The following is a 24,961-nucleotide window of genomic DNA, read 5'->3' on the forward strand; positions in this document are numbered from 1 at the left end:
TTCCGTCAGTCTTACGGTCGAGCTACGCCAGCCAGGAAGGTAACAATGCGACGCCAGCGTGTGCCTACCTTGCTAGAACAGCGCCAACCGTAGAGAAGAGTTCCCTACTGCTGGGGCTGTTCCGCAATCAACCGATGCGCCTGGCCTTTCCTCTCTTTCTCAACCTTTACCTTGGGGGTTTGAGCTCTCAGCTCGTGCAGTATCTGTTTCTCCGGGAACACGTTCTGCCAGTCTACTTCTATTATCGGTATAACCGTGTACCGCGTATCAGACGTCCACTTGTCTGACACCGTTATCTCACCGGTGAAATTGTTGAATAGGAGAAACTTCCCGCTGAGCATCTTTTCGTTCTCGTAGAAGTATATGATGCTCGAATCTGCGCCTAGGATGAACGGTATGAAGTATATCTGTCTCGAGTCGAGCGACATGTGGTGGACTACTGGTATCTGCGCAGTGTTAAGCACGTGAACTAGGTCTTCGAGTTTCTTCAGCTTTATCATTCTAACGTCCATTTCCTGGGCCCCCTACTATGTACCGCGTCTATGTCGTTAATATTGAAAGCGGTTGTAAAAACTTCACTTGGCGTTTGCGTTGGTAAAAGGGCTAGCCGATTGTCCTCCTGATGTTTTTCTCGAAGGGCGGGTAAATTATGCCCTTCTCCGTTATGATTCCCGTGACCAGTTGGGGAGGCGTTATGTCGAAAGCGTAGTAGATCGCGCTGACGCCCTCGGGAGTTATCCTTTGACCAGCTATGTAGACAACCTCGTCCGGGCTTCTAACCTCTATCTCGATGTCTTCGGGGCCGCGCGCGTTGAGGTCGAAGGAGCTGGAGGGAGCGGCTACGTAGAACGGTATGTTGTGCACCCGTGCCACAAGCGCTAGAGGGTACGTGCCCAGCTTGTTGGCAACGTATCCTTGCGCCGTGATTCTGTCGGCGCCTGTTATCGCGAGGTCGATCTTCTCCTTCATCGCTAGTATCCCGATGCTGTTATCCGTGGCTATAACGACGTCGATCCCCGCCATTTTGAGCTCCCAAGCCGTGAGCCGCGCACCCTGCAGGTAGGGCCGTGTCTCGAGCGCTATTACCCTGAAGTTCTTGCCCTTCTCCTTGGCAACGTACATGGGGGCGGTAGCCGTTCCCCAGTAGCTCGTAGCCAGCGAGCCGGCGTTGCAGACCGTTATTATTGTGTCCCCGTCGCTTATCAGCTGCTCGCCTAGCTCGCCTATCCTCCTGTTAGCCTCCTCGTCTTCCCGGTGAATCTTCACGGCTTCTTCGAGTATCACTTTCCTAGCCTCCTCTACGCTTGTAGCCGTCATGGCTACCCTTACGACCCTGTTCACTGCCCACGAGAGGTTCACCGCGGTGGGTCTCGCACTCTTCACGACCCCCGCCACCCTCTCGAGTTCCTTCATAAAGGCCTCAAGGTTCTCTCCGGGAAAGTTAACGGCGAAAAGCGCGACAGCGTAGGCTGCTGCCACGCCTATAGCCGGTGCCCCTCTAATCTCCATGTCCTTTATAGCCTTAACTACTCTCTCCCAGCTGGACGTCTCGATATACTCAAGCCTGTGCGGTAGGAGCTTTTGGTTGATAAGCCTAACCCTACCGTTAACCCATTCGATCGTTCTTGGGAGGTTCAGCATACGCCTTGAAGATGCCCTGCCACAAAATATTCTTAACGCGCGCCTAACCCTCTTCTCGAGAGAGTTACGGTTGTTAGAGCGGTATCCCCAGTAGTTGAGGGTCTTCGCGTTCGAGCAGCGAGTGTACTGCTCTAGCTACTTGCCGCGCAACCCTCAACGGCTCGGGGACCTTGCCGCTCTTCGTAGTAACGTTGAGTATACGCGATACTTCGTCCATCGCTATACCGGAGGCACGCACATAAACGTACGTCCGCGCAGGCTTCACGTATACTAGCCTTCTCGAACCCAGCGACTGGTAGGCGCGCATTCTGTGAACGTCTCCGGGGAAGTACTTCTCTATGTACTTTTCGAGGCCTTCCGATTCCTCGTAGCTTAGGCAGATAACGGGGATTCCCGTTCTCTCGTATATTTTCTCTGGGTCGGCTATGTTAAACCACGAGATAATGCACCCATTGAGCATGATGACGTTTATGTCTCTCCTGGAGCTTCTCAGGTACATATCGACGATGGCGTCGGTAGCGTCCATCCCGCCTACACTCGCAAAGGATAGGTATACACCGTCGACAAAGCCGTCACGCCTCCAGACAACCCCTGCGATCACAGATTTCCGGGCACGCTTCCTGAAACACTCGGCAACTCCCAGTACTCGGAAGGCAGGCTTGGATACCAGCATGTCTACCTAAACCACCATGTCTTTGCTGAAGAATGTCAGCAGGCGTCCTCCGCCCCTCTCCACGTACACCATGTCCTCTATGCGTACTCCGCCGTAGCCGGGCAGGTAGACTCCCGGCTCAACCGTAACTACGTCTCCTTCGAGGAGCACAGCTTCGCTCTGAAGGTTAAGGTACGGTTCCTCGTGTATATCGACGCCGACGCCGTGCCCCAGGCCGTGATTAAAGTACTGTGAAAGCCCCGCTTCCTTCAAGGCTCTGAGGGCTATTGCGTGTACTTCCCGGGCTTGTACGCCCGCCTTAATAGAGGCGAGCGCGCTTTCCTGAGCTTTAACCACCGCCTCGAATATTCTTCGCTGCTTCTCAGACGGCTCGCCGAAGACCAGGGTTCTGGTCATGTCCGAGCAGTAGCCGTCAACCTTAGCTCCCAGGTCTATCTTTACGAAGTCGCCTTTTATAAGCCTCCTCAGGCTAGGCTTCGCGTGCGGGTGAGCCGCGTGCTCCCCGAAGGCCACTATGGGTGGGAACGACGGATATGCACCGGAGGAGACTATGACCTTCAGGATCTCGGAGGCAACCTCCGACTCGGTGACCCCTGGCTCCAGCGTGTCTAGAGCCTTCCTCATAGCCAGCTCTGCGAGCCGAGCAGCTCTGTTTATTGCTTCGAGCTCCCCGGGGTCTTTCACGCGCCTTATGAGGGAGAACTCCTTGGAGTAGTCGTATAGCTGCTTCCCTGTCTTCTCCGCCAGCTTTTCCTTTGCCTCGCAGGAAGCCCCTACAACGCCGATCCTTTCGCTGCCGGACACCATTCGTGAAAGCGCCTCGTAGAAGTCACCCCGTACAACCTCCTCGTACTCGCTAACGTCTTCCCCTTCGCGTGCAAACGCCACTACGCGCAAGCCGCTTGTCTCGGATACTGCTCTGAAGTACTCGAGGCGGGAGGCGAGCGCGCTGACCTCTCCTTCTTTAGACACGACAAGCGCGGAAGGAGCGTCGCTACCCGAAAGGTAGAAGATGTTAGAAGCCGACATCACCACTAGGTAGTTAAGATCGTTGGGTACCAGGATCCTTTCAACCACTTTGGACACGTGCTGCTTAAAGTCGATCACAAAAGCTAAAGCCTCGTTGTCGCTCTTTATTCTTATCGTCGCTAGGTTTAAGACCGCGTAGACTCCTTTCCGTGGCAGAGATATGAAGGTCTTAGCGCGTGGCTTCCTCGCGGCTCTCGGCGCCTACACGGCGACACGCCTATTCCTAGCTCTCCACGGGGAGCCTGTAAACGCCTTTGAATTCGTCCCCGCAGTTGCCTCGCTCGCCAGCCCGTCTCTTGGATCTTCACTCGCAGCCCTGGTGCCGCCGCTACTCCTATACCTGCACGGAAAATACGCTTTCGCGCTCATAGTCCTACCTCTCTCCCTGCTCTTCATCTTCAAGGTTATCCAGAGCTGGCGAAGCGCCTTGATAGTATCCATTGCATCGACGACCGCCGTTATCGACCCCCAGCTTCTCCCCGTGGTCCTAGGAATTCTCCTCGCGGAGGTTTCCAGCGAAGATTACAGAGAAGCTTTTTCGACTTCTTTAGTCTTCGCCCTGGCTCTTTTTACGCTCAAAGCCTTACATGCGAGTAGTCCCGGCTACGTTTACAGCCTCTATTTACCAGGAGGAGTCTATAGTGATGTAGTAGCGCAAAGCACGAACCCCTTAAGCGCCGCCAGCCTATTCTACTTGCGGCTCTTCGAGTTGCTCGCTAGCAACGCTTTTCTAGCGTTAACGTTCTTCACGCTTGTAGCATCTCTTGTCGTCGCGTCAGCTGCGGCAGAGAAAACCGGGTGGAGGGGAATCGCTCTAGCCGCCGTCATCCTCCTCATCCCCGCAGTCACGTTTCCGCTAGATATTCTCAGGGCCCTGGTGGGCGTTACCGAGGCGGTAGCTGTGGGCGTTACTCTGGCAAGCATTCCCGGTTTTTCCCTGTCTAGCATCAGGTATAGGTTGCGGAGAGCTAAACAGAGCAATGAGAAAAAGTACCCTCCAAGCATAGCCTTCGCGGATATACTGCGGCTTGCACGCACCGATTTCTTTGCACAAGCTCTTTCGAGCGCGAAGAATATAGTCATTTATGGACCATGCGTTGAGGATGAGAGGGTCGTTCTCCAGGCAGTGCTCAAGGGGCGCATTCAGGGCGCGAGTGTGTTCCTTTTCCACGAAAACAGGGAGGAGGAGATACTTACGCTGGACCCGGAACGCACCGTCGTTCTGTACGTACCCCCGTTCTCCTGGGAAGAACTAAGGGATGTACTCTCCAAGGCGACGGGTTTCCCTGCAGACGTCATAGACGGTATGAGCGACCTCGCGAAGCCTAAAGCTTCGCTTATCTGCAGGGTAGACGCTTTGAGAATAGCCGAGAAGATTCAGTCACTCATAGATAGGGGTTACACTGCTAGAAAAGCCTTCGAAGAGGCATTCAATGCCTGTCCCGCGAAGATAAACGAGGAGTTCTTCTTTATTCTCGAGCACCTTTACAACCGCTTCAAAATCGTAGGCTTCCTGGCACAAGAGAAGAAGTAGCGAGACGTAAAGCTCCTTTGCATACCGGAAAAATTCTCGTCCATAGACCGGCCCAGCCTTAAAACAACCCTGCATTAATTTTCCTTTTATGCACAACCTTTATTTTCTTTATTTTACCATGTACCACGGAGTACCCGGATAAACTCTCCCACGCGGGGTGGCGTAAGTGAGTATCGTGAAGAAAATGGCTATGCCGTACGAAGAAATACCGTTTATGCACTGGGGGGTAGTTTCGAAGTATAACTTCTCCAAAGAGAAAGCGAAGCTTATTCCGCGGAAACGGTGGGACCCCTTATCCGCCGCCGAGATACGCCTAGTCGACCAGAGTACCGGAAAAGCTTACCCGATCGGGAAATGGAAGGGGCACTTCAGCTATATAAGCCCTGTGAGGTCTTCAAGGCCAGGCGAGAACCAGGCTCCCGTAGTAAAGGACGTTTTCAAGGATATCGTAGAGGGGAAGGACTACGCGATACCGGTGACTCTCGACGAGAAGCCTCTGGACTCAGTTTTCAGCGTGGAGCCAATAATGTGCGAGTCTCTCAGGGACTACACCTCGGTGACCATAGTGAATAGGTTCCCGGCCATGGTTAGGCACATAGACCCCGAAATCAAGGAGACCGTGTCCAGGCTCGTCGAAGACAAGTATACGCGCATAGCGTTCGGGATCAACCTCGTGACCTTCCCCACAAGCTACTACGAGACCCTGAGCGACGTGCCGCTGGAAATCCTAGTCTCGATGCTCTCCTCCATGAAGAGTGCTATAATCAGAGCAGTCGAGGAGAGTAGAAGCAAGGGGTTCAGGCTAATCCCTGTCTACCCGTTTTTCAACATAGGAAGACTGGCCGGGGGAACCCAGCCGCGCCTACACTCGCAGGTCTACATAGACCTGAACGAAGACGGGCACGGAGCCTACATGGAGAGCATCCTACAGGCCTTCGAAGAAATGCGGATCAACTCGGGGTGCCACCTGTGCACCTCGCGCCACGAAGACAGAATCGTCTACGAAAACGAGACCTGGATCTCGTGGGCAACCTCATCTCCTAGGAGAAACTACCACGTAAGGGCCGCTCCGAAGAGGCATGTAGCGCGGTACACGGATCTCTCGAGCAGCGAACTACTCGGATTAGCCGATGTGCTTCGAAGAGTTTCCAGGGCCATGGATAGGCTGGGGATTACGCGGGACCGCAACGTACTGTTCTACAGCAATCCTTACGGGTACGACTCGTTCTTCCACATGTTCATCGACATAATCCCCTTCGAACACGTCGGCGGGATAGAGATGCTGGACTCCGTCCGCGTAGCCAGGGTGACACCCGAGGAGGCGGCCGAACAACTGAGAAGTATGGTGGAGAAAGATTGAAAACGAAAGATTAATTATAAAATCTCGCAGAAAGTTAAAAGTGTTAGTGGCTGGCTCATGTACCCAACAACTCTTCATCAAAGCGGACTTTTCCAGGCAACCCTCACCGTGGATACTCTTTTAGTTGTGTTTATAGCGTTCGCGTCCATAGGTCTCAGCGCAGGCACCCTCATATCCCTCCTCTACGTCTTAAAGGTTTTTGCCGGCAGAGTTAAGGAGCCCCGTGGAGAAAACTTCGCGAAGGAGCTGGAAAGCCTGGCTTTGACGCTTAAGGAGCTAGAAAAAAAGGTTGAGCTCCTCGAAAGCGGGGCAGGCAAACCCGGTTCCGAAGACATAAGGAAGCTTGTCGAGGGCTTGGAGACCCTGTCCGCGAAGGTTAACACGCTGGAGACTAAGCTTGTTGTCCTGGAGAAAAGGATATCACGGGAAGTACCCGCCCCCAGACCCATCGCCCAACCACAAGTCACCGCGAAGCCCGTTGCAAAGGAAGCCGTTAGAGAGGTCGAGCTGAAAAGTCTTGGCGACCTACCTCTATACTTCCCCGGGCTCAGGTTCGCGTGTATAATAACTTCCCAGGGATACCCCGTTGAAATCTATGGGCAGGGTAGCGATGAGCCGGCTCGCCTACTGGACATCCTAAGGCTTTATAATTCGCAAAACGTTTCACTGACGAGGGGCGGTAGAAAACTGGAGATATTCTATCTGGGCGAGGTAAGGGACTTATCCGTGTACGGTATTCTCGAGTTTTCAGACGCGCGCGAAGTCACAGAGGATGTTATCACCGCGGCTAAGAAATCGATAAGCAAATATTTCACCGAGGTGTTGAGCAAGAAAGGTTTCACGGGTTAAAGCTATGAGCGCGGATAAAAGCGACCAAGTAAGGGGGGTGCTCGCGAAGATAATCAAGGAAACCCACGACGCCATAGTCTCGATAGTGTTTGCCTGGCGGGACGGCATACCGGTAGCCTACGTGGCGCCAGACCAGCCACAGGCGGAGTTCCTCGCCGTAGCTTCGGCTGCCGCTCTTGGATCGCTCGACGCTCTGGGCGACATATTCAACTCGAAGGTTAAGCGGGTAGACGTAGAGTTCGAAAACGGAGAGCATATAGTCATATCCTCTCTCGACGGGTCGTTCATAGCTCTCTCGACAACTCCGAGACCTAACCTGGGGCTAATACACCTCGTGCTCAGAAAGTACGAGGAGGACGTAGTCCGCACGGCGGGTGTCGGGTATGCAGGTCCAGCGAGGCTATCTCAAGATACTGGTTAGCGGTCCATATGCCAGCGGAAAGACAACATTCGTAAGGACAGTGGCGGAAAACGTACTCTCTACAGAGGTGCCCGTAACCACCCCCGGCGAGCAAAAAGTAAAGGAGTATACCACGGTCGCTTTCGACTACGGAAAGCTGTACTTGGACGGAATCCCGATATACCTCTTCGGGACTCCGGGTCAAACACGGCTACAGTTCATGTGGAGAGTGCTGGCCCAGGGCATGCACGGGTACCTGTTCCTCGTCGACGGAAGCTCGCTACTCGAAGTCTACAGAGCCAGAGGCATTTACACGTATATGAAGAGCCTCGGCAACTACCCCCACATTATAGCGGTAAACAAGCAAGACGTAAAGGGCTCCGTACCCCCAAGCCGGGTAGCATCGATATTCAACGTAGACCCAGCTTACGTAGCTCCGCTGGTAGCGCGCGATAAAGCCATGGCCATAAGCGTACTTAAGAAGCTTGTCGACCTCATCCTTACGAGGAGAGAGGAAAGAGTCGTTCCATAGGCATAGCTGAAAACGTTCTTCGCCTTTGGCGTTTAAAACCTAAGTGTTTGAATGGTGACTATTTTCAACGAAGAAAAAATATAGCCGGGATTTCACGATGTAGCATGGTGAACAGTATTGAGCTTGGACCTCGAAAGTCTTCGAAAGATAATCGACCCAGTCACCCGCGTGGCGGGGGTCGAGGGCTTCGTGATCTCTAGTAGCGACGGTTTACCGCTGTTTAGTAGCCTGACGGACAAGGATCTCGAAGAAAAGGTAGCCGCGTTGACAGCGGTGCTGTCGGAGGTCGGTAACAGGGCGAGCACCGAGCTTGGGAAGGGTGAGGCTGAGTGGATTACAGTAAACGCGCCGGACGGCTCCGGCATTATATACACTAAGCTGGGAGAAATAGGCTACATGGCTGTGCTGTTCGGCAAGGACACTAGGCTCGGCGTCCTACTCTACACTTTAAAGGATATAAAGAGGAGGATAGCCGAGGCAGCGGGCTTCTCCTAGCTTGCTACATGTAGCTCGAGACGTACGCGCTCATCCTCTTTATCCCCTCTTCGATTCTCTCTTCCGGCTCGCTTACGAAGGTCATCCTGATGTGGTTCTTGCCCATTTCTCCGAAGTACCTGCCGGGTATGACTACGACGCTCTTCCTGTACAGCAACCTGTTCGCGAATTCCTCGTCGTCGCGTCCCATGGCTTTCAGGTATTCTTCGATGTTGACGAAGAAGTAGAAGGCTCCCTCCGGTAGCGAGGTTTTAGCCTCCGGTAGGTACTCCTGGATGCACTTATACATGAAGTCGCGCCTCTTGCGGTATGTCGGTATGACTACTTCCTGTAGGTACCTATCCTTGATTCCGCTCTCCAGGAATTTTATCATCGCTATTTGCCCCGGCGTGTCGGGAGCCAGGGATACGTACTGCTTGATCTTCTCCATCACCTCCACGACCTCCCGGGGGGCTGTAACGTAGCCTAGGCGGAACCCGGGTATCGAGGCTTCCTTGCTGAAGCTGTTTATCGTTATCGTGCGTTCCCGGGCGCCCTTAAAGGAGTCTACCCACGGGGTAGGCCTGCCGTAGGATATGTGCTTATAGACGGCGTCGAATACTATCCAGAAGTCGTGCTCGACTGCTAGATCTACCAGCCCCCTTACGAACTCCTCTGTGACGACCCTCCCGGTGGGGTTGTCCGGGCTCAGCAGTATGAAAGCCTTTGTGAGCGGGGATATAACCTTCTTAACGTCCTCTATCCTTGGCTGGTAACCGTTCTCCACGGTTACAGGGACCGTTCTAACCCTGCCCCCCAGTAGTTTTACGGGTTCGTGGTAGCCTAGGTACGTGGGATCCAGCACTATTACTTCGTCTCCGGGCTCCAGTATCGCGCTTAGCGCTAGGTATATGCCTTCAGTGCCACCGTTAACTATTATTATCTCGTCTTTGGGGTCGTAGTCTACTCCCCAGTACTTCTTGAGATCCTGGGCTATCAACTCTCGAAGCTCGATCATCCCCCTAGTGCTCCCGTACGCCACGGATTTCTGGGGGTTGTTTTTGAGGAAGTCTACGAGGAAGTCTACAACCTCCTGCGGTGGGGGAAGACTCGGCGCCCCACCGCCGAAGCTTATTATGTCGCTTTTCCTCCTAGCCTCGTCTAGTAGCGCGGCGATACGCCTTATCGGGGAGGCAGTAATAGCCTGAGGTTTGGATGCAAGCCTGGGCATGCCCACCGATGTAATATGACCGTGCCTCATAAATATATTTTTAGCCGAAAAGCTTAAAGATATTAGTTGGCATTGGTTTTACTTCACTTCTACTCCTAGCTCTTTTAAAAGTTCTTCAAGATCTTTTAGGGAACGCCCGGAAAGCTTTCTGAACTCGTAGTAGTCCAGTAAAGCTTCTTTCATCTTTTCCTTCAACTCCTCTGAGATTTTACCATAGATTTCCCTGATATCCCTGTACATTTCCTCCTCGGCAAGCAGAACTGCGAGCCGGGGTATACCGATTGTTTGAATCTTGTTCTCCAGCATCACGAGAGCCATACCGCTCTCGTAGTCAACCTCGTACGAGAGACTTTTCTTTGAAGGCTTCCCGGCGAGCTCCGCCTGGGCCTCCTTCGAGAGTATTTTGTCCAAACCATACACTGCGACAGCCTTCTCAATCTTCTCCAGGTACTTTTTATCGAGCTTAGCTATGAAGAGAAGGTCATCTTTCGAAAGCGGTAGCTCGAAGACTCTCCCGGCTAGTATCAGTTGTCCCTTCAAGCCTTTAACCTTCTTCGTAGGCACCCGAATATCGAGGAAAGCGTCGAAGGTAAACACCGGTATTATCCTCGACCCTCCATCCGGGAAAACGACCTTTACCGCTTCATCCCACAGCTTCGCGGAGACCTCGCCGAGTACGAGGTGTGGGCCGCTCTCCAAGGTTGGGCACTGGAAGTTCCTGGAAAGGTCTTCGCTCAGTCCCTCGACGAAGCCTAGTACCTCGAACACCAAGAAGGGTATCCACTCGCCGTCTACCTCTATTTCGAGCTCAAATTTTTTCAAAACTTGTACCCCGCTATCTTCTAGGTACTTCGCAACCTCTTGCTCGTTCTCCAGGCACTTCTTCCCAATACCTATCCATGGCACTATGACGCACCGTTTTAGCGACTACTAGATATGTTCGCTTACAGCAATATAAGCCCAGCGCGCGAAAAACCTTGCACGGGCGTATAAAGCGACTCTGCTTGCTCCAGTGGCGCAAAAGCTTAAGAGCCACGCATCCATGGAGAAAGTAGATGATGACCCATTGCAGCACGGATACGTGACGAAAAGGTTTCCGGTCTGACAAACATACCTTCTTCATCTAGTCATGCAAGAAAGTCTTAGTGGAAAAGTCAACGTGTAGGGTTGCTATACCCTTCTTCCTCTGCGTCCTCCAGGCTTCCTGATGCTGTCTGTTGGAAGTGGTGTTACGTCCTCGATTCTATCCACCATGAGCCCTGCCCGAACAAGCGCACGTATAGCAGGCCCGGCGCCGGGTCCAGGCGTCTTTGGACCATACCCTCCGGGAGCCTTTATCTTTACGTGTACAACCCTGATCCCTTTGTCTAGGGCTATTTTCGCTGCACGGGCCGCTGCCTGCATAGCCGCCCAGGGGGAGGGTTTGTCTCTATCAGCTTTGGCAACCATTCCTCCCGATGCAAACGCTATAGTCTCGGCGCCCGACAGGTCGGTAATGTGTATTATCGTGTTGTTGTAGCTGGCGTAGATCCACGCTATCCCGACGTCTCCCCTGACCTGCTTCTCCCTCGTTTCCCTGCGTTCTTCGGCTTTCCCGGAAGACTCTTTTGCTTCAACCTCCTTTTGCTCTTTCTCAGACATTCTGCGCACCTCCCTGAGCCATCTTAGCGAGTGGTGAGCCTTCGTAGTAACTAATGAAGTTTTCCTCGTCTCGAGACACGAGGTAGCCAGGGCTTCTCACTCGCCTGGAGTTCACCGCTATGTGTCCGTGCGTGATCAGCTGTCTTGCATGCCTAATAGTCGTGGCTAAACCCTTACGGTAGACGATCGTCTGAAGGCGTCGTTCTAGGACGTCCCGCACAGTAAGGCTTAACACGTCGTCCAAGCTGGCGTCCTCGCTGGGCAACAGCCCCATTTTATACAGCCTGGAGACGAGGGGCTTTTCCAGCTTAATCCTTTCTTCGGCGGGCAAGGCTAAAAGCTTCCTAGCTTTTGCGCGTATCTCCCTTAAAAGAGACTTTGCTATCCAGAGCTCTCTCTTATTTCTCAAGCCGTACTCTCCGACGAGCTGCATTTCCTCTAGTAGAGTCTCTTTGCGCCACGGGTGGGACGGTCCCTGCCACTTTTTACGAGGTTTTTTCGGATCTCCCATGCCTAGCCACCCTTCTGTTGCTGAGCTTTCTCCTTTCCTCTCTTAACACCGACAGTTAACCCGGTACGGCCGGTCGTCCTCGTCCTCTGTCCGCGGACTTTAAGTCCAAGCATGTGTCTAACTCCCTTGTAGCTCTTGATCTTCTTCATGAACTCTATATCGTTTCTAACCGTGATTAAGAGGTCTGAAGTTATCAGGTGACGGTCAACGCCTAGAAACGGGTCCTTCCTCCTGTTGAGCATCCACGGTGGAAGCCCCAGCTTCTCTATCTCTCTGAGAGCAGCAGAGAGCTTCTCCACCTCCTCTTCGCTCAATGTGCCGAGAAGCCTGTAGGGGTCGAGTCCGAGCTTCTTGGCTACAGCCTGCGCTGTCGAGACTCCTATACCCTTAATGTCGGCTAGCGCGTAGACGAGAGCCTTATCTCCTGGTAAGTCCACCCCTGCGACTCGTACGATGTACCTGAACTCTCCGGACATACATTCCCTCTTCTCCTTCGATGCCCCCTAAATAAAAATCTTTTCGTCGCGCGCGGAACTTGGAACCTCTTCTCGTGCACGCGTTTCTCGAGGAGGGGGCCGGGCGCCTTTCTCTGTTGGTTTTACCCCTTATTCTTGTGCCCCAGCTGGTTTGATCCTTAGCAGTTCTTCGACTAGCTTCTTCGCGGCCGGCCTAGCCTCCGACTTGGCAACTGCGAAGCGGTAGAGCGCCTCCCAGAGCTCCGGATCCTCGCCTGCGTGCTCGAAAAGAGAGTCCTGAGGGATCTCGTAGTAAAGCGTCCCGCCTGACCTGACAACATTCACAGTCCACCCCTCCTTGACGGCTCTCTCGTACCAGCCTGGCGGCGCGCTATCAAAGGGCATCCTAGCGTATATGTAGGCGTACTTGTCGCCGACGGTTACCAAGGAGAGGTTCAGCATCGCGCCGGCAATGTCAACGTAAAAACCGAGCTCCTGGTAAGACACCACCTTCTGTCCGGGCCTCCTACCCCTCCTGCCTGGCGCTCCGTAGGCAACATAGAGCCAGTGCCGAATCTTCGCGCACCTAGTGACTTTACCTACGAATGCTACGTACTCAGAGGCAAGCTCGACCGCGGCGCGGGCGTTGAAGACAGCGCTTTCCGTCGGCAAGTAGACTATCTCGTTGCCAATACTGAAGTATAACTCTCTTATCCTCAGAAAGAGTGTGCGTAGCCCGTCTCCCAGGAAGGCTGTGTGTAGAGCGACCGGGTCCCCCTGTAGCGCCTTGCACCTTTCGACGAGTGCACGGAACTCTACACGTTTAACTTCGCCTACAAGCCCTGAAGCCCAGCCCAGCTCCTCCTCGTAGCCGTAGATGCTCACTCCCCACTCAATGCTTAGCCTGGTACTGCCGAGTATGCCCGCCGTGATGCCCAAGCGAATATTGTCACTAGGAAAGGCCGCGAGCGTGGCTGGCAACTGCCACGGTTGCGTTGTGCTGAAACGTACATCGCTGTGGCGCCCATGAGGGGGTGTCACATCCGTTAAGATCCACCCCCTCTGCAGGCTCCGTAGAACGCTGATCGGAGTATTCATTAGAACCCTGGGAAACTCTGACTCAACCCAGAAGCCTTTCAACGGGATGCGCACGGACCAGCCGCTAGTGGGCTTGCTCACGACGACGTACCAGTTCTCCCGCGGAGGGTAGACGCGCCAGTGCCTTCCATGCCTCTCGGCTCTGAGGCCGTCGGCGCCGGCGTCGACGATTGCCTGCAACCTTCCTCTGAGCTCTACGGCCGCGCTTCCCTCTCTCGGCCTGTTGTCATCGCTTAGCAAGAGGTACTTCCTCGCGTCGATGTCTATGAACCTGTAAAACCTCGGGTAAGCCTCGTCCGGCACAACAGTCAGCGCGTGCGCCGCAAACCTGGTAAAGTCCCAGTTAATCCCAGTCACCGCGTCGAAGAGGCCCACGTAGTGTATCTCGCCCCTCTTCTTCTTACCCCTAGACCTCCTCTTATCCTTGATCCTGGTGGCATACAAGCTTAGAGCCGCACGCCTCCAAACCTCCTCCCTAACGCGTTCCTCGACACCCTCCCCCGCTCCATCTCCCTTCATCACTACTTCATTCATACCTTAACCCCTCCTTAAATGGTGGAGGGGGCGCCCTGCGAGGGCGCGCGCATCAGGGGTCAGCGTGGCGGGAGGGATGTGTGAGCGTTAAGCGCCGTGAGCGTCCTCGTCGTCGTCTCGGGCGGGCCCGCTGGGGCAAGGCTCAGCCCGCCTCGACCGGCCCCCCGGGGAAGCCGGCGGCGTTTACTAGGGGCGACCGTCACCCCATGCGGGGCTCATCGTGTCGGGCTTCACAGCCAGCGGCTCAGCCCCTAGGCCGGTCTCTCCCCGGTTGAGGGAGAGACGCCCCAGCCCGGGGCTGGGGCCCCAGAGCCCCGCCTCCCCCGCCGCCCCCGCTCGTCTAGGCGCGCGGCTCGGGCACGGCCCGCCGCCGCGTGCTCCCTCGCACCCGCCGGGCGCGGCCCAGACGCGGGCGTTCACAGGGCCCCGGAGGCGCCAGCCCCGGGCAAGGCCCAGCCGGGCAGGCGCCCCCTCACGCGCCCCGGGCAAAGCCCAGCCGAGCGCGCTCATCGGACCTCTCCCTCTCCGGGAGGGCCCCCATTGACGGGAGGGATGGGTAGACGAGCGGGTAAAAAAAGATATTTTTAGCGGCGGGGAGGGGCAGGGTTTCTCCCCAAGGCCTAGTCTTCGCTTGCGCCTCGGCCCCCTCCTCCCCCGTCCTCCCGCGGCCGGGCTTCTGGGGGTCATTGTCATCTTGGGCCGCGGGGTTCACCTGTTGAGCGCCTCTCCCGGGGGCTTTGCCTGTGTCGCCCCCGGGGGGGGGGGGTGACGCGGCTTCACTTTTCGGCCGCGAGCCCGATTGCTATGTTAATAGTGGATTTCTGGGATTTATTGCCTGCGCTTGTAAACGTGGGAGCTTTCTCCCGTTTTTTCCGCGTTGAAAGCCCGGTGGTAAAGAGGGTTGACCGAGCGTGAGTGACCCGAGGGTTATCGTTAGAACGATAGGCGCGTTGTCGAGGCTTCTGGCGAGCACTCTTAGGCGTGACGGGCTGTACGAGGCGCGCCTCGTCGAAGCGCTGGACGCGATCGAGGAGTTCCTAGCCTCAGTGCGCGGCGCGACCACGCAGGTCGAGGAGGACGAAGAGCTGGCAAGAGAGCTAGAAGAGGGCATCGAGGAGCTCAGGGAGCTAGGGCTAGCGTAAAACCTCCTTTTTTATTCCCGTGTTTCCGCGCGCGCATGCACGAACTGGGAGTGGCGCCGGGGCCGGGATTTGAACCCGGGCACCCTTAACGGGTAGTGGATCTCAACTGTGGCTTATGAGTGTCCACCGCCTTAGTCCACTCGGCCACCCCGGCTCACGTAAACCGGTGCACCGATCCTTATCTATCTTGCGCTCCAGCATGCGCAGAAATAAATAAGGAGGAAACTTTAGAAGCTCACGGGGGATAGCCGTGGAGATCAGGAAGCTCGAGCTCTTCTACCTCGAGATGAAGCTTAAAGAAGAGTTTAGGACGAGCTTTGGAAGTGTTTCCACGAGGCCGGTTGTGCTAGTAAGGGTGGAGGAGAAGGGGGGCGAGGAGGGGTGGGGAGAACTTGTAGCAGACCGGGGCCCCTGGTATAGCTACGAGACCTACGAGACGTCGAGCCTGGTGATCCGGAAGTTTATCGCGCCGAGCCTGGTGGGAAGAGATATTGAGGAGGTGGAAGATTTTCACAGACTGGTGGCTTCGATACGTGGATACCCCATGGCGAAGACTGCTGTCGAGGAGGCGCTGCTGGACCTAGAGGCGAGAATGGAGGGGAGGAGCGTCTCGGAGGTTCTCGGAGGCTCCAGGCAGGAAATAGAGGCGGGGGTTAGCATAGGTATAAAGGCTAGCGTTGAGGAGCTTCTAAGAGAGGTAAGGAGGAGGCTGGAAGAGGGTTACCAGCGTATAAAGGTGAAGATTAAGCCGGGCTACGACGTCGAGGTCGTGAAGAGGATAAGGGAGGAGTTCGGGGACATCAGGCTCCAAGTAGATGCTAACGGAGCGTACTCTTTGAGAGACATCGGAGTGTTCAGGGAGCTCGATAGGTTTAACCTGCTCATGCTAGAGCAACCCCTCGCCTACGACGATCTCTACGAGCACAGCGTTTTGAGCAGGAAGATCTCTACCCCTGTGTGCCTGGATGAGAGTATTAGGAGCTTGCACGACCTGGTGGTTGCAAGCATCCTGGGGTCAGCGGAGGTCGTGAACGTTAAGCCTGCAAGGGTTGGGGGAGTGCTCAAGGCTAAAAGCATCTTAGAAGTCGCGGCGAAGCTCGGGTGGGGGGCGTGGGTTGGCGGAATGCTGGAAACAGGCATAGGCAGGGCGTTCCTAGTCGCCCTCGCGTCCCTTCCGTTCGTTAACTACCCTAACGATATCTCCGCGAGCAACCGCTACTGGGATGAGGACATAGTCGAGCCTCCCTGGGAGATAACCCCTCGCGGCACGATAGCTGTTCCCAGGAGGCGCGGGCTCGGAGTAGAGGTAAAGAGAGAGCTCGTAGACAGGCTTTCGCTGGAGAGGTGGACTGCCACGTACTGAGGGCGTTGTACTATGCGAGAGGAGAACGTCGTAGCGATAAGCGTCGATAGTGGACACGAAAAGCAGGTAGTCAGGGATGTGCTAGACCTCCTCTTCCCCTACGACGTCGAAGTCAGGGTGACCGGCGTTTCTAGGGGGAGGGTTTCTTTGGTCACGCGTATTCCCGCGGAGGACCTTCGAAGGATCTTCAGGAGGTACCCTGTAAGGCACATCCTCAAGGTAAAGCTCCTTCGCAAGGTACTACCTTTAAGCTCGGAGGTTGCCCAGACTCTGAGGGAGATTGTTTCCTTTTTCCTCGAAGAGGGAGTAAAGATTCGGAGGATCTCCGTGAGGCTCGAGAAAGTCGAGGGCTGGAGCCAGTCTGCCTACTCCCTGCTTATGCGCGAGTTGAGAACGAACGGGTTGCTGGACTCTGGAGGCTTGCTATACGCGGTCGAGACGGACGGGCAAGCGGTCTTCGTGTTCGAGGTGCTTTTCACCCGTAATCCTCGAGTGCACAGCCCTACCGGCTTAACACCCTAGCGCGCATAGAGCCTTGTGGAGCGCTTTGAGTAGCTGGAGAACCAAGACGGTTAAAGCGAAAAACCATCAGGGAAAGGCTCCCAGCCCCCCTCCTCTCAGCTCCGCGCGCAAGGTATATTTATCGCTCTGGGGTATATTCCTTAAGTAGCTTTACTCGTAGTGAGCTTCGATGAGCTTCAGCTACGACGGTTACGCGCGTCCTAGGCGCATAATACTGGATGAGCGCAAGCTTAGTAGCGAGTACGTTCCGCTGAAGCTTCCTCACAGGGCGGAGCAGATAGCGGAAACTCTCAGGGTTATGCAGGACGTTATTAGGGGTCAGAAGGACGTTCTCCGCACGATTATCTACGCTGGGCAGGCGGGCACCGGGAAAACTGCGGTTGCAAGGACCATTGGTAGGGAGGTTAAGGATAAGGCCGCTAAGGGAAAGATTCCTCCCATACTCGTATCCTACGTGAACGCCCAAGAGTACCGAACGAAGTTCCAGGTTTTCAGGAAGATTGGAAGCGACTGCGGACTCGATATCCCCCGGAGGGGTTTCTCCTCTCAGGAGCTGGCAGAGTATGTGTTCGGGTTTATAAGCAGGCGCGAGAACAATGCTCTAATAATCCTAGACGAGGCAGACATTCTCGCTAAGCAGAAGGACGGCAACGAGCTCTTCTACGTTTTCTCCCGCGTCAGGGAAGTCCTACCCGAAGTCCAGCTAGGCTTAGGTTTGATCGTTATCTTCAGGCAACTGGACGAAAGCCTAGCCTACTTAGACAAAGCAGTTGTAAGCTCGCTTTCAGGGCGCGTAGTGAGGTTTAACCCTTACACTTCCCAGCAACTCCAGGACATCCTCTGGGCGCGTATACGCGACGAAGGAGCTATCCGCGAGGAGGCGGTCTCGGAGGAGATCATAGAGATGATAGCGGACACGGTTGGCTACAACCCCGATACGAAGAGCGGGATTGGGGACGCTAGGATGGCGATCAAGGTTCTATACTACTCTGCGCTTAGAGCTGAAGGGGAGGAAAGAGAGACGATACTACCCGAAGACGTGCGTTACGTGGTGAACCAGGGCGTACTACCCTCTTACATCGACGAAGAAACCGTGACTAGGCTCCCGCTACACGAGAAGCTACTGCTACTCGCTATTACGGAGCTCTTACTACTCGAAAGGGAAAAAGCCTACGTGAACATGGGGGAGGTAGTGATACAATATGAAGACGTGTGCAATAAGTTCGGAGAGAAACCGTTAAGGTACACTAGAATCTGGGAGAAAGTCCAGTTCCTGAAGAAAATGGGTCTCGTGGATACTAGGACGGGGCGTGGAGAGACGCGCGGCAGGACGACGATGATCACCTTCCCGGGTCTACCCGCGAACAGCGTAGTGGGAATAAACAGAATCCCATTAGACCTCCTAGAGAAAATACTGAGAGATTCCATAGAGAAGGAGCTGAGCTCTCGGGGAGAGGAGAGGGGCGAAGAGCTTACTGAGTAGCGAGCTCTAAGGCGTCCTCTGGGACGCCGAGATTCCGCAGTATCTCTAATGCCCTCTTCTTGTCGTGCTCGTAGATAACCCTGAGATACGGGAGAACGTCCGTTCTGAACTTAGACGTAGAGACGTGAATCTTCGCCGCTGCACCTCTAACGGCGCGTACGAACTTCTCCCTCTTTTCCTTCGATCGCGCAAGTATCCTTAGCTTCTCCGGAAAAGAATACTTCACGAACTTGAAGGGTGGACGCTCCCGCGCGCTTGCCACGCCGGCAGTCATAAGCTCCAACGCGTAGGAGAGCAACGCCCACTGCTGCTCCCTCTTCATCCTGGTCAACATTATGTCAGCCCATGAGAGAGCGTCGTATGCGTCGGCTATCGCCTGCAAGCTGGGTTCGTACTGGTACACGATGTTCTCGCTTAGCCACTGCATAAGCATTTCGTAGTCGAGCGACGGCAACCTGGTGACAGCTAGGGCCTGCTCGGGGTACTTAGCCGTTAAAACGCTTCTCACGATGTCGAATATGGTTTCCTGCTCAGCCCTGTCCCCTAGGATCTGGAGGTCGGCGAGGCTTATAGTCTTCTTCCCCATGGCGAGAGACTGCAGGTCGTTTATCGCTGCCCTCAGGTCTCCCTTAGCGTTATCCGCGATAGCGGATAGAACCTCCCTTGAGCACTCGACACCCTCCTTTGAGCAGATGTTCTCCAAGACCTTCATTATGTCCCTCTTGCCTATCTTCTTGAACTCGATGAGCTCGCAGAGGTCTCTTAGAGGTCTAAGCTTTGGATCCCATGGGTCGTTGGCCGTTAGAACTATGGGCCAGTTGGATTTCTCTATAAGCTCTACAATCGCCTGGAGCCCTCCAGCGTCCTCCTTGGTCGATATCCCGTCAACCTCGTCTAGAAGTATTATCTTCCCGGAGTAGCCGAGCACGGATCGGGTGTTCAGCGCTCCTAGGAGCCTCTGTTGCAAGGCTTCGCGCGTCCTCACGTCGCTAGCGTTCAGCTCTATCAACTCCCACGAGAACTCCTTGGCCGTTGCGTGTACTATGCTTGTCTTACCGCTCCCGGGAGGCCCGTAGAGCAGAGCGGCCTTCTTGCTGGGTTTCCCCTTGACCCAGGAGTTTATCCAAGCCACGTACTTCTTTTTTGCCTCCTCGTTTCCCACTACGTCGGCAATTCTGGCGGGCCTATACTTCTCGGTCCAAGGGACTAGCTGAACTTTTACGGCGGACATCCCCGGCTAACCCTTAGCAGCTTTCTTCGAGACCAGTGCAAGCTTCGAGAGCAACGCCATTAACTGTATTTCATCGTCGGACCCTTCCACTATCCTGTAGTTTGTTTCTCCGACCAGTACAAGTAGCTCTGCCAAGGTAGCATCGTCGAGCCTAACGCTCTTCTGTGAGAGCACCTCCCTGTGGATAAAGCGTATTATGTCGACGCCGGACAAGCCGTAGTTGTAGAGCAGAAGCCTAAGCTTGTCCCTAGCCTCCAACAGGTTACCCTTCAATGCGCTTTCAATCATCTCTCTTACTTCTTTGGGCTTCACGCGGCCGAGTGCCGCGTATACGACCTCCTCTGTTACGTTCCTGCTGATAGCGGAGGCTGCCTGCAAGGTGTTTATAGCTTTCCTAAGGTCGCCCTGACTCTCCTCCCATATTGCTTCGAGAGCCCCGTCGTCAACCGTTATCCCCTCTTGCTGGGCTATCCACCTCAACCTCTGGAACGCGTCCCCCTTCGGTAGAGGCTGGAACCTGAACACCGCGCATCTAGACTGTATCGGCTCTATTATCTTGGAGGCATAGTTAGCTATCAGGATAAAGCGAGTGTTCCTCGAGAAAAGCTCCATGGTCCTCCTCAGAGCTTGTTGTGCGTCGCCAGTCATGTTGTCTGCCTCGTCCAGTATAACCAGCTTGAACGGCACGTCGCCTATAGGCAACGTCCTTGCGTAGTCCTTTATCCTGCTCCTGATAACGTCGATGCCTCTCTCATCGCTGGCGTTTAGCTCCAGAGTATTGTCACGCCAACTTTCGCCGTACAGGTCGTGCGCTAGAGCGAGAGCCGCAGTAGTTTTCCCAGTCCCGGGAGGTCCCGCGAAAAGGAGATGCGGCATGTTCTTGTTCTTCACGAACTCTTTAAGCCTCTTCACGATCTCTTCCTGGTCCACTATCTCGTCGAGGCTCCTAGGCCTGTACTTCTCAACCCATAACTCCTCGGACATTGCTCATCACGCAAATAACGCGTTCAAACAAACTTAAGTGTGTATTGTATATAAAAGTGGCTCGCGTGCTGCGCGCTATCTGGCCGCGAGGGCCACTCTTTCTACTTCTTCCTTCTTGCGCAACGCGTAACTATTCGGGTCTCCGTACGCTGCCGCCACTATTTCATCTGCAAGGCACTCCTCTATGGGCTTCGGGTTGTTAAACGCGCAAGCCCTAGCACCCTCCGTGATAAACCTTAAGGCTAAGTCTACGCGACGCTGCGGGGATACGTCTACAGACACGTGGTAGAGGATACCTCCGTATATTACGCGTGTAGTCTCCTCCCTTGGAGATGCGTTTTCTATCGCCCAAACAAGCACCTGTATGGGGTTTTTACCCGTTTTAAGCTCTATTATCTCGAACGCCCTTTTAACTATGTTTAGTGCCAGCATCTTCTTGCCGGCGTTCCTCCCGGGACGCATCAAATTGTTAGCAAGCCTCTCGACGATCGAGACTCTAGCCTTCGCAAACCTCTTCTTCGCATGCCTCCCCTCCGAGTGAGGTACCAGGACAGGCTTCAGCGAGATGTACTTCTTAAGCCCCGGATCCCTTATTTCCACGTCCCTAGTGCTCCACCGGTCGAATACCTTGATCTCGTTGCCATCAAGAGTAGTTATGTACTGGTCGCCTTCTGCCATCTACATCCCTCAGCCTTGAGAACAAGTAAGAAATAAATCTTTTACGCCTGAGTGTGAACTTCTCGCACTTGAGCGGCGGTTAGCCTTTCACCACTGCTATGGGCGTCATCCTCACTATCTTCCTAGCAATGCCGACTGCATCCGCGACCATAACTACTCTGTCCACGTCCTTGTACGCGTCTGGAGCCTCCTCGGCGACGACAGCTAGGCTCGCAGCCCTAACCACTATACCTCTACTCTCAAGCTCGGACTTTATCTCCTGTCCCCTCACGCTTCTACGCGCTTCAGCGCGGCTCTGCATCCTTCCAGCGCCGTGCGGAGAGGAGCCGAACGTCAAATCCATGGCTTTCTGCGTTCCTACGAGTATGTAGCTCGCAGTACCCATAGAGCCGGGTATCAGGACGGGTTGACCTATGGATTTGTAGTCTGCGGGGATCTCTGGGTGCCCGGGTGGAAAGGCCCGCGTAGCCCCCTTCCTGTGAACGTAGACTTTCACTCTTTTACCGTCCACCACGTGCTCCTCGAGCTTGGCAATGTTGTGAGCTACGTCGTAGATCACATTGAGACCGAGCTTATCCGGGTCTGTCTTGAAAACCGCTCGGAAGCTTTCCCTAACCCAGTGTGTGATAACCTGCCTATTCGTCCAGGCAAAGTTCGCCGCGGCCTTCATGGCTGCGAAGTACCTTTCGGCCTCCGGGGACGTCGCCGGCACGGATACAAGCTCCCTGTCCGGTAGCGGCATGTTGTACTTTCTTACGACTCTCTCCATTATCTTCAGATAGTCGCTTGCAACCTGGTGTCCAAGCCCCCTGCTACCTGTGTGTATCATTACGGTTACTTGTCCCTCCCTCTCAATCCCGAAAACCTTTGCAACCTCGGGGTCGTAGATTTTGTCAACCCTCTGGACTTCCAGGAAGTGGTTCCCGCTACCCAGCGTGCCCAGCTGGTTGCTACCCCTCTGCTTGGCCTCGTTGGACACCGCGTCTGCATCTGCGCCCTCCATTCTCCCCTTCTCCTCTATATGCTCCATGTCCTCTCTCCAGCCGTAGCCTCTTTCAATAGCCCACTCGACCCCCTCCTCGAGTACGCGGTCCAGCTCCGCGTGGCTCAGCCTTAAACCACTCGTGCTTCCAAGCCCCGAGGGGATCTTCCTGAAAAGGGTCTCTGCGAGCTCCCTGAGTTTCGGCCTAACCTCCTGCTCCGTAAGGTTCGTGGACAGGACTCTTACGCCGCAGTTGATATCGTAGCCTACGCCTCCGGGGCTAAGCACGCCTTTCTCTGCATCGAACGCGGCGACGCCGCCTATTGGGAAGCCGTAACCCTGGTGGCCGTCTGGAAGAACTATAGAGTACTTGTAGATGCCCGGCAACATGGCAACGTTAGCGACCTGCTCGAGCGTTAAATCCTCCTTCATCTTCGATATTAACACTTCATCCGCTATGACGAGCCCCGGCACGTTCATGCCGGGCTTGTACTTCTCCGGTATTTCCCATAGGTACTCGGTGATCCTCCTAAGTGGCGGAGCCATAACTGTTTCACCACCGACAGCTATATAGGAACCGCGCGAAATAAGCTTTTTTATCATAAAATGATAAACTTAGCATGTGACGATAAAGATAGTTGTCGAGAGGCTTCCAACGAGGGAAGACATGGACCCGGTAACCCTTAGAAGACACCCGGCGCTGAGGCAACTGTACTCGCTTTACGAGGAGGAAGGCGAGGTAGCCCCGAAGATCATCAGAGAGAATCTCAGCGTAGAAGCTGCCCGCAAAGTGCTCAGCAACAGGGTTATCGAGCTTCTCTCTGCGATAAAGGAAAACAAAGGCGCGTCGATCTCCGAGCTTGCTAGGATACTGCGTAGATCCCCTTCAAACGTCTATAGAGACCTAGCAGAGCTTGCACGCTGGAGGATCATCAAGCTTAGAGAGGATGGGAGGAAAAAGGTGCCCGAGATCATAGCCAAGAAGATAGAGATAGAGATTCTTTGAGAGGAGAGCTAAATGTCGGGGACGTACTCGACGACGTAGCAGTTGTCTTCGCGGTAAATCCTCATCTCGTGGTAGGTTATTGCCTTTACGAGAACCCTGGACTCGTGTTTATCTGGAGAGAAACGCTCTCCGGAGACCACGGCGGTAAGCCTGTAGCCTTCCTCCGTCTTGCTTATCCTCAAGCTTTTCACTCGTGACACGAGGAATCCCTCCGTGTCGAGCAATACGAGGAGATTCTCGAGGAAGTTGTAAAGCAGGTTCTCGAGGTCAAACCCTTCGGCTACCACTTCGCGGTCTTCAAGAGGCTCTATGGACGCTACGCTCGTCATAACCTCGTACATCCCTACGGCAGCATTTGAAAAGGCCTCTTCTATGGACCTTCCCTTCGCCCTAACCATTATATCGGCAGTATGGGGTAAAAGCTCGAACCCCCCGCACGTCCCGCTCATACCCTCCACGACCCCCTTCTTCACAGCAGGCGATAAACGTTTCTGCATCGCGCGCATGCTATACGCGTAGCCCCCTCTGAACCACCCAGTCCTTCAGCTCCCCGGTTATAACGATCGGCGCATTCTTGAGGTCTGCGAGAGTCCGCCCACCTGTGAGGAAAACCGCTATCTTAAGCTCGCGGATAACTTTCTCCAGGAACCTGTATCCCCCCTCGACGCCCCTGTAGTACACTTCCTTCAATACCGGTAGGGCTAGTCCGGCGAAATCTGCGCCAAGGCGGATCACCTTAGCCGCGTCCAAGCCGCTTCTTATGCCGCCCGTAGCGATGAGCAGTATGTCTGGTAACGCCGAGCGCACTTCGAGCACGCTGGCCGCGGTGGGGATACCCCACCCTGCAAACTCGAAGGCTATCTCTTCGTGAAGATCGAGCCCCGCGTAGCGCGCCCTTAAACCCTCTATAACCGCGAAGGATGTTCCCCCCGCGCCTCCAACGTCGACCCCCTTTACCCCCGTATCGGCGATTTTCAGCGCGGATTCCCTGGAGAAGCCCTCCCCTGTTTGCTTCAAAATCACGGGGACTTTTACGCTCTTCACGATCTCCCTGAGGTTTCCGAGGAAGTTCTTGAAGGAGGGTTCTCCTTCGGGCTGAAGCACCTCCTGCAGAGGGTTTAGGTGAACGGCAAGCGCGTCCGCGCCGACCATGTCCAGCAACTCCTGCACCTCGCCGGCACTGAGGCCCATTGATACCTGGCTAGCCCCTATATTGGCTATCACCGGTACGTCCGGCGCCTTCTCGCGTACAACTCTAAATGTCTCAACGGCAGCCCTGTCCTTCAGTGCCGCACGCTGGCTACCAACGCCTATGGGTACCTTCAACCTCTGGGCAACCTCGGCGAGCATGGCGTTGACTTTTCCACCCATGGGGGTGCCTCCTGTCATCCCGCTGATGACGATAGGCGCCGCGACCTCGTATCCAAGGAACTTCGTGGACACGTCCACATCGGAGAAGTTTGCCTCGAGTACAGTCTGGTGTACAAACCTGACGCATTCAAGTAGAGTGGTTACTCCGCGCGCCTGAACGTTTTCCTTGAGCGAGTATACCAGGTGCTGGTCCTTCCTCGTGAATATGATATCCGACGACATGCCGGGCTTACAAGA

Annotated in this window: 28 protein-coding genes and 1 tRNA gene; 11 read left to right on the forward strand and 18 right to left on the reverse strand. The window is 54.8% G+C overall.

Features of this window, described 5'->3' with window-relative positions:
- Nucleotides 1-104: 104 nt before the first annotated feature.
- The 4 genes from TPEN_RS01220 to TPEN_RS01235 all read right to left on the reverse strand — a co-directional run bounded on the left by TPEN_RS01220 (nucleotide 105) and on the right by TPEN_RS01235 (nucleotide 3,400).
- Complete coding sequence (locus TPEN_RS01220; RefSeq protein ID WP_011751920.1) at nucleotides 105-512, reverse strand: hypothetical protein; 408 nt, start codon at nucleotides 510-512, stop codon at nucleotides 105-107.
- Between the two features lie 91 nt (nucleotides 513-603).
- Nucleotides 604-1,641, reverse strand: coding sequence for an S-methyl-5-thioribose-1-phosphate isomerase (gene mtnA / locus TPEN_RS01225; protein ID WP_011751921.1), 1,038 nt, complete (start codon nucleotides 1,639-1,641; stop codon nucleotides 604-606).
- A 73-nt stretch (nucleotides 1,642-1,714) separates the two neighbouring features.
- Entirely contained in the window at nucleotides 1,715-2,314 is a 600-nt protein-coding gene (locus TPEN_RS01230; protein WP_011751922.1) for an endonuclease dU, read from the reverse strand.
- Nucleotides 2,315-2,320: 6 nt separating this feature from the next.
- Entirely contained in the window at nucleotides 2,321-3,400 is a 1,080-nt protein-coding gene (locus tag TPEN_RS01235) for a M24 family metallopeptidase (RefSeq protein WP_052884997.1), read from the reverse strand.
- Between the two features lie 103 nt (nucleotides 3,401-3,503).
- On the opposite strand from TPEN_RS01235, the gene TPEN_RS01240 reads away from it, so the two are divergent.
- The 6 genes from TPEN_RS01240 (at nucleotide 3,504) to TPEN_RS01265 (ending at nucleotide 8,513) form a co-directional block, all read left to right on the forward strand.
- Nucleotides 3,504-4,877 (forward strand): hypothetical protein, encoded by a 1,374-nt coding sequence (locus TPEN_RS01240; protein WP_011751924.1) that lies wholly within the window; start codon nucleotides 3,504-3,506, stop codon nucleotides 4,875-4,877.
- Between the two features lie 166 nt (nucleotides 4,878-5,043).
- Complete coding sequence (locus TPEN_RS01245) at nucleotides 5,044-6,237, forward strand: HIT domain-containing protein (RefSeq protein ID WP_011751925.1); 1,194 nt, start codon at nucleotides 5,044-5,046, stop codon at nucleotides 6,235-6,237.
- A gap of 57 nt (nucleotides 6,238-6,294) precedes the next feature.
- A complete protein-coding gene (locus TPEN_RS01250) occupies nucleotides 6,295-7,086 on the forward strand; it encodes a hypothetical protein (protein ID WP_011751926.1) in 792 nt (263 codons plus the stop codon).
- Between the two features lie 4 nt (nucleotides 7,087-7,090).
- Nucleotides 7,091-7,507, forward strand: coding sequence for a roadblock/LC7 domain-containing protein (locus TPEN_RS01255; protein WP_011751927.1), 417 nt, complete (start codon nucleotides 7,091-7,093; stop codon nucleotides 7,505-7,507).
- The gene (locus TPEN_RS01260; protein WP_011751928.1) at nucleotides 7,470-8,018 is read left to right on the forward strand and encodes a GTP-binding protein; all 549 of its coding nucleotides are present in this window, start codon (nucleotides 7,470-7,472) and stop codon (nucleotides 8,016-8,018) included. The genes TPEN_RS01255 and TPEN_RS01260 overlap by 38 nt, the downstream gene beginning before the upstream one ends.
- Nucleotides 8,019-8,135: 117 nt before the next feature.
- Complete coding sequence (locus tag TPEN_RS01265; RefSeq protein ID WP_011751929.1) at nucleotides 8,136-8,513, forward strand: roadblock/LC7 domain-containing protein; 378 nt, start codon at nucleotides 8,136-8,138, stop codon at nucleotides 8,511-8,513.
- A 4-nt stretch (nucleotides 8,514-8,517) separates the two neighbouring features.
- Here TPEN_RS01265 and TPEN_RS01270 read toward each other — a convergent pair whose 3' ends face one another.
- The 7 genes from TPEN_RS01270 to TPEN_RS01300 form a co-directional block, all read right to left on the reverse strand.
- Entirely contained in the window at nucleotides 8,518-9,723 is a 1,206-nt protein-coding gene (locus tag TPEN_RS01270) for a pyridoxal phosphate-dependent aminotransferase (RefSeq protein ID WP_148678068.1), read from the reverse strand.
- A gap of 78 nt (nucleotides 9,724-9,801) precedes the next feature.
- A complete protein-coding gene (locus TPEN_RS01275) occupies nucleotides 9,802-10,629 on the reverse strand; it encodes a hypothetical protein (protein WP_011751931.1) in 828 nt (275 codons plus the stop codon).
- A gap of 264 nt (nucleotides 10,630-10,893) precedes the next feature.
- The gene (locus TPEN_RS01280) at nucleotides 10,894-11,364 is read right to left on the reverse strand and encodes a 30S ribosomal protein S11 (protein ID WP_011751932.1); all 471 of its coding nucleotides are present in this window, start codon (nucleotides 11,362-11,364) and stop codon (nucleotides 10,894-10,896) included.
- Complete coding sequence (locus tag TPEN_RS01285) at nucleotides 11,357-11,875, reverse strand: 30S ribosomal protein S4 (RefSeq protein WP_011751933.1); 519 nt, start codon at nucleotides 11,873-11,875, stop codon at nucleotides 11,357-11,359. The genes TPEN_RS01280 and TPEN_RS01285 overlap by 8 nt, the downstream gene beginning before the upstream one ends.
- 2 nt (nucleotides 11,876-11,877) lie before the next feature.
- Nucleotides 11,878-12,351, reverse strand: a complete 474-nt coding sequence (locus TPEN_RS01290) for a 30S ribosomal protein S13 (RefSeq protein ID WP_011751934.1) — start codon at nucleotides 12,349-12,351, stop codon at nucleotides 11,878-11,880.
- Nucleotides 12,352-12,480: 129 nt separating this feature from the next.
- Nucleotides 12,481-13,962, reverse strand: a complete 1,482-nt coding sequence (locus TPEN_RS01295; RefSeq protein WP_011751935.1) for a hypothetical protein — start codon at nucleotides 13,960-13,962, stop codon at nucleotides 12,481-12,483.
- 472 nt (nucleotides 13,963-14,434) lie between these two features.
- Nucleotides 14,435-14,674: a hypothetical protein gene (locus TPEN_RS01300; protein ID WP_011751936.1), complete on the reverse strand. Its 240-nt coding sequence runs from the start codon at nucleotides 14,672-14,674 to the stop codon at nucleotides 14,435-14,437.
- A 199-nt stretch (nucleotides 14,675-14,873) separates the two neighbouring features.
- Between TPEN_RS01300 and TPEN_RS01305 the strand changes: the two genes are divergently transcribed.
- Complete coding sequence (locus TPEN_RS01305; RefSeq protein WP_011751937.1) at nucleotides 14,874-15,104, forward strand: hypothetical protein; 231 nt, start codon at nucleotides 14,874-14,876, stop codon at nucleotides 15,102-15,104.
- Nucleotides 15,105-15,155: 51 nt separating this feature from the next.
- On the opposite strand, the gene TPEN_RS01310 is transcribed toward TPEN_RS01305, so the two are convergent.
- Nucleotides 15,156-15,258 (reverse strand) — tRNA-Ser (locus tag TPEN_RS01310).
- A 96-nt stretch (nucleotides 15,259-15,354) separates the two neighbouring features.
- On the opposite strand from TPEN_RS01310, the gene menC reads away from it, so the two are divergent.
- The 3 genes from menC to TPEN_RS01325 all read left to right on the forward strand — a co-directional run bounded on the left by menC (nucleotide 15,355) and on the right by TPEN_RS01325 (nucleotide 18,472).
- Nucleotides 15,355-16,467, forward strand: coding sequence for an o-succinylbenzoate synthase (menC, locus tag TPEN_RS01315; protein ID WP_011751938.1), 1,113 nt, complete (start codon nucleotides 15,355-15,357; stop codon nucleotides 16,465-16,467).
- 12 nt (nucleotides 16,468-16,479) lie between these two features.
- Nucleotides 16,480-16,989 carry a hypothetical protein gene (locus TPEN_RS01320; protein ID WP_011751939.1) on the forward strand — a complete coding sequence of 170 codons (510 nt, stop codon included), beginning with the start codon at nucleotides 16,480-16,482 and terminating at the stop codon, nucleotides 16,987-16,989.
- A 169-nt stretch (nucleotides 16,990-17,158) separates the two neighbouring features.
- Nucleotides 17,159-18,472 carry a Cdc6/Cdc18 family protein gene (locus TPEN_RS01325; protein WP_011751940.1) on the forward strand — a complete coding sequence of 438 codons (1,314 nt, stop codon included), beginning with the start codon at nucleotides 17,159-17,161 and terminating at the stop codon, nucleotides 18,470-18,472.
- Here the strand turns inward: TPEN_RS01325 and TPEN_RS01330 are convergent.
- From TPEN_RS01330 to TPEN_RS01345, 4 genes are all read right to left on the reverse strand, one after another.
- The gene (locus TPEN_RS01330; RefSeq protein WP_011751941.1) at nucleotides 18,462-19,703 is read right to left on the reverse strand and encodes a replication factor C large subunit; all 1,242 of its coding nucleotides are present in this window, start codon (nucleotides 19,701-19,703) and stop codon (nucleotides 18,462-18,464) included. The two genes, TPEN_RS01325 and TPEN_RS01330, sit on opposite strands and share 11 nt — an antisense overlap.
- 6 nt (nucleotides 19,704-19,709) lie before the next feature.
- A complete protein-coding gene (locus TPEN_RS01335) occupies nucleotides 19,710-20,687 on the reverse strand; it encodes a replication factor C small subunit (protein WP_011751942.1) in 978 nt (325 codons plus the stop codon).
- A 75-nt stretch (nucleotides 20,688-20,762) separates the two neighbouring features.
- Nucleotides 20,763-21,365 (reverse strand): 30S ribosomal protein S7, encoded by a 603-nt coding sequence (locus TPEN_RS01340; RefSeq protein ID WP_011751943.1) that lies wholly within the window; start codon nucleotides 21,363-21,365, stop codon nucleotides 20,763-20,765.
- Between the two features lie 79 nt (nucleotides 21,366-21,444).
- Nucleotides 21,445-22,893 carry an RtcB family protein gene (locus TPEN_RS01345; RefSeq protein ID WP_011751944.1) on the reverse strand — a complete coding sequence of 483 codons (1,449 nt, stop codon included), beginning with the start codon at nucleotides 22,891-22,893 and terminating at the stop codon, nucleotides 21,445-21,447.
- A gap of 76 nt (nucleotides 22,894-22,969) precedes the next feature.
- Here TPEN_RS01345 and TPEN_RS01350 point away from each other — a divergent pair, with 76 nt between their 5' ends.
- Nucleotides 22,970-23,353 carry an HVO_A0114 family putative DNA-binding protein gene (locus tag TPEN_RS01350; protein ID WP_011751945.1) on the forward strand — a complete coding sequence of 128 codons (384 nt, stop codon included), beginning with the start codon at nucleotides 22,970-22,972 and terminating at the stop codon, nucleotides 23,351-23,353.
- 8 nt (nucleotides 23,354-23,361) lie between these two features.
- Here TPEN_RS01350 and TPEN_RS01355 read toward each other — a convergent pair whose 3' ends face one another.
- Nucleotides 23,362-23,859, reverse strand: a complete 498-nt coding sequence (locus tag TPEN_RS01355; RefSeq protein WP_011751946.1) for an archease — start codon at nucleotides 23,857-23,859, stop codon at nucleotides 23,362-23,364.
- Between the two features lies 1 nt (nucleotide 23,860).
- Nucleotides 23,861-24,946, reverse strand: a complete 1,086-nt coding sequence (gene fni, locus TPEN_RS01360) for a type 2 isopentenyl-diphosphate Delta-isomerase (protein ID WP_011751947.1) — start codon at nucleotides 24,944-24,946, stop codon at nucleotides 23,861-23,863.
- Nucleotides 24,947-24,961: the final 15 nt, after the last annotated feature.

The organism is Thermofilum pendens Hrk 5, from assembly GCF_000015225.1.
Taxonomy (GTDB): Archaea; Thermoproteota; Thermoprotei; order Thermofilales; family Thermofilaceae; genus Thermofilum; species Thermofilum pendens.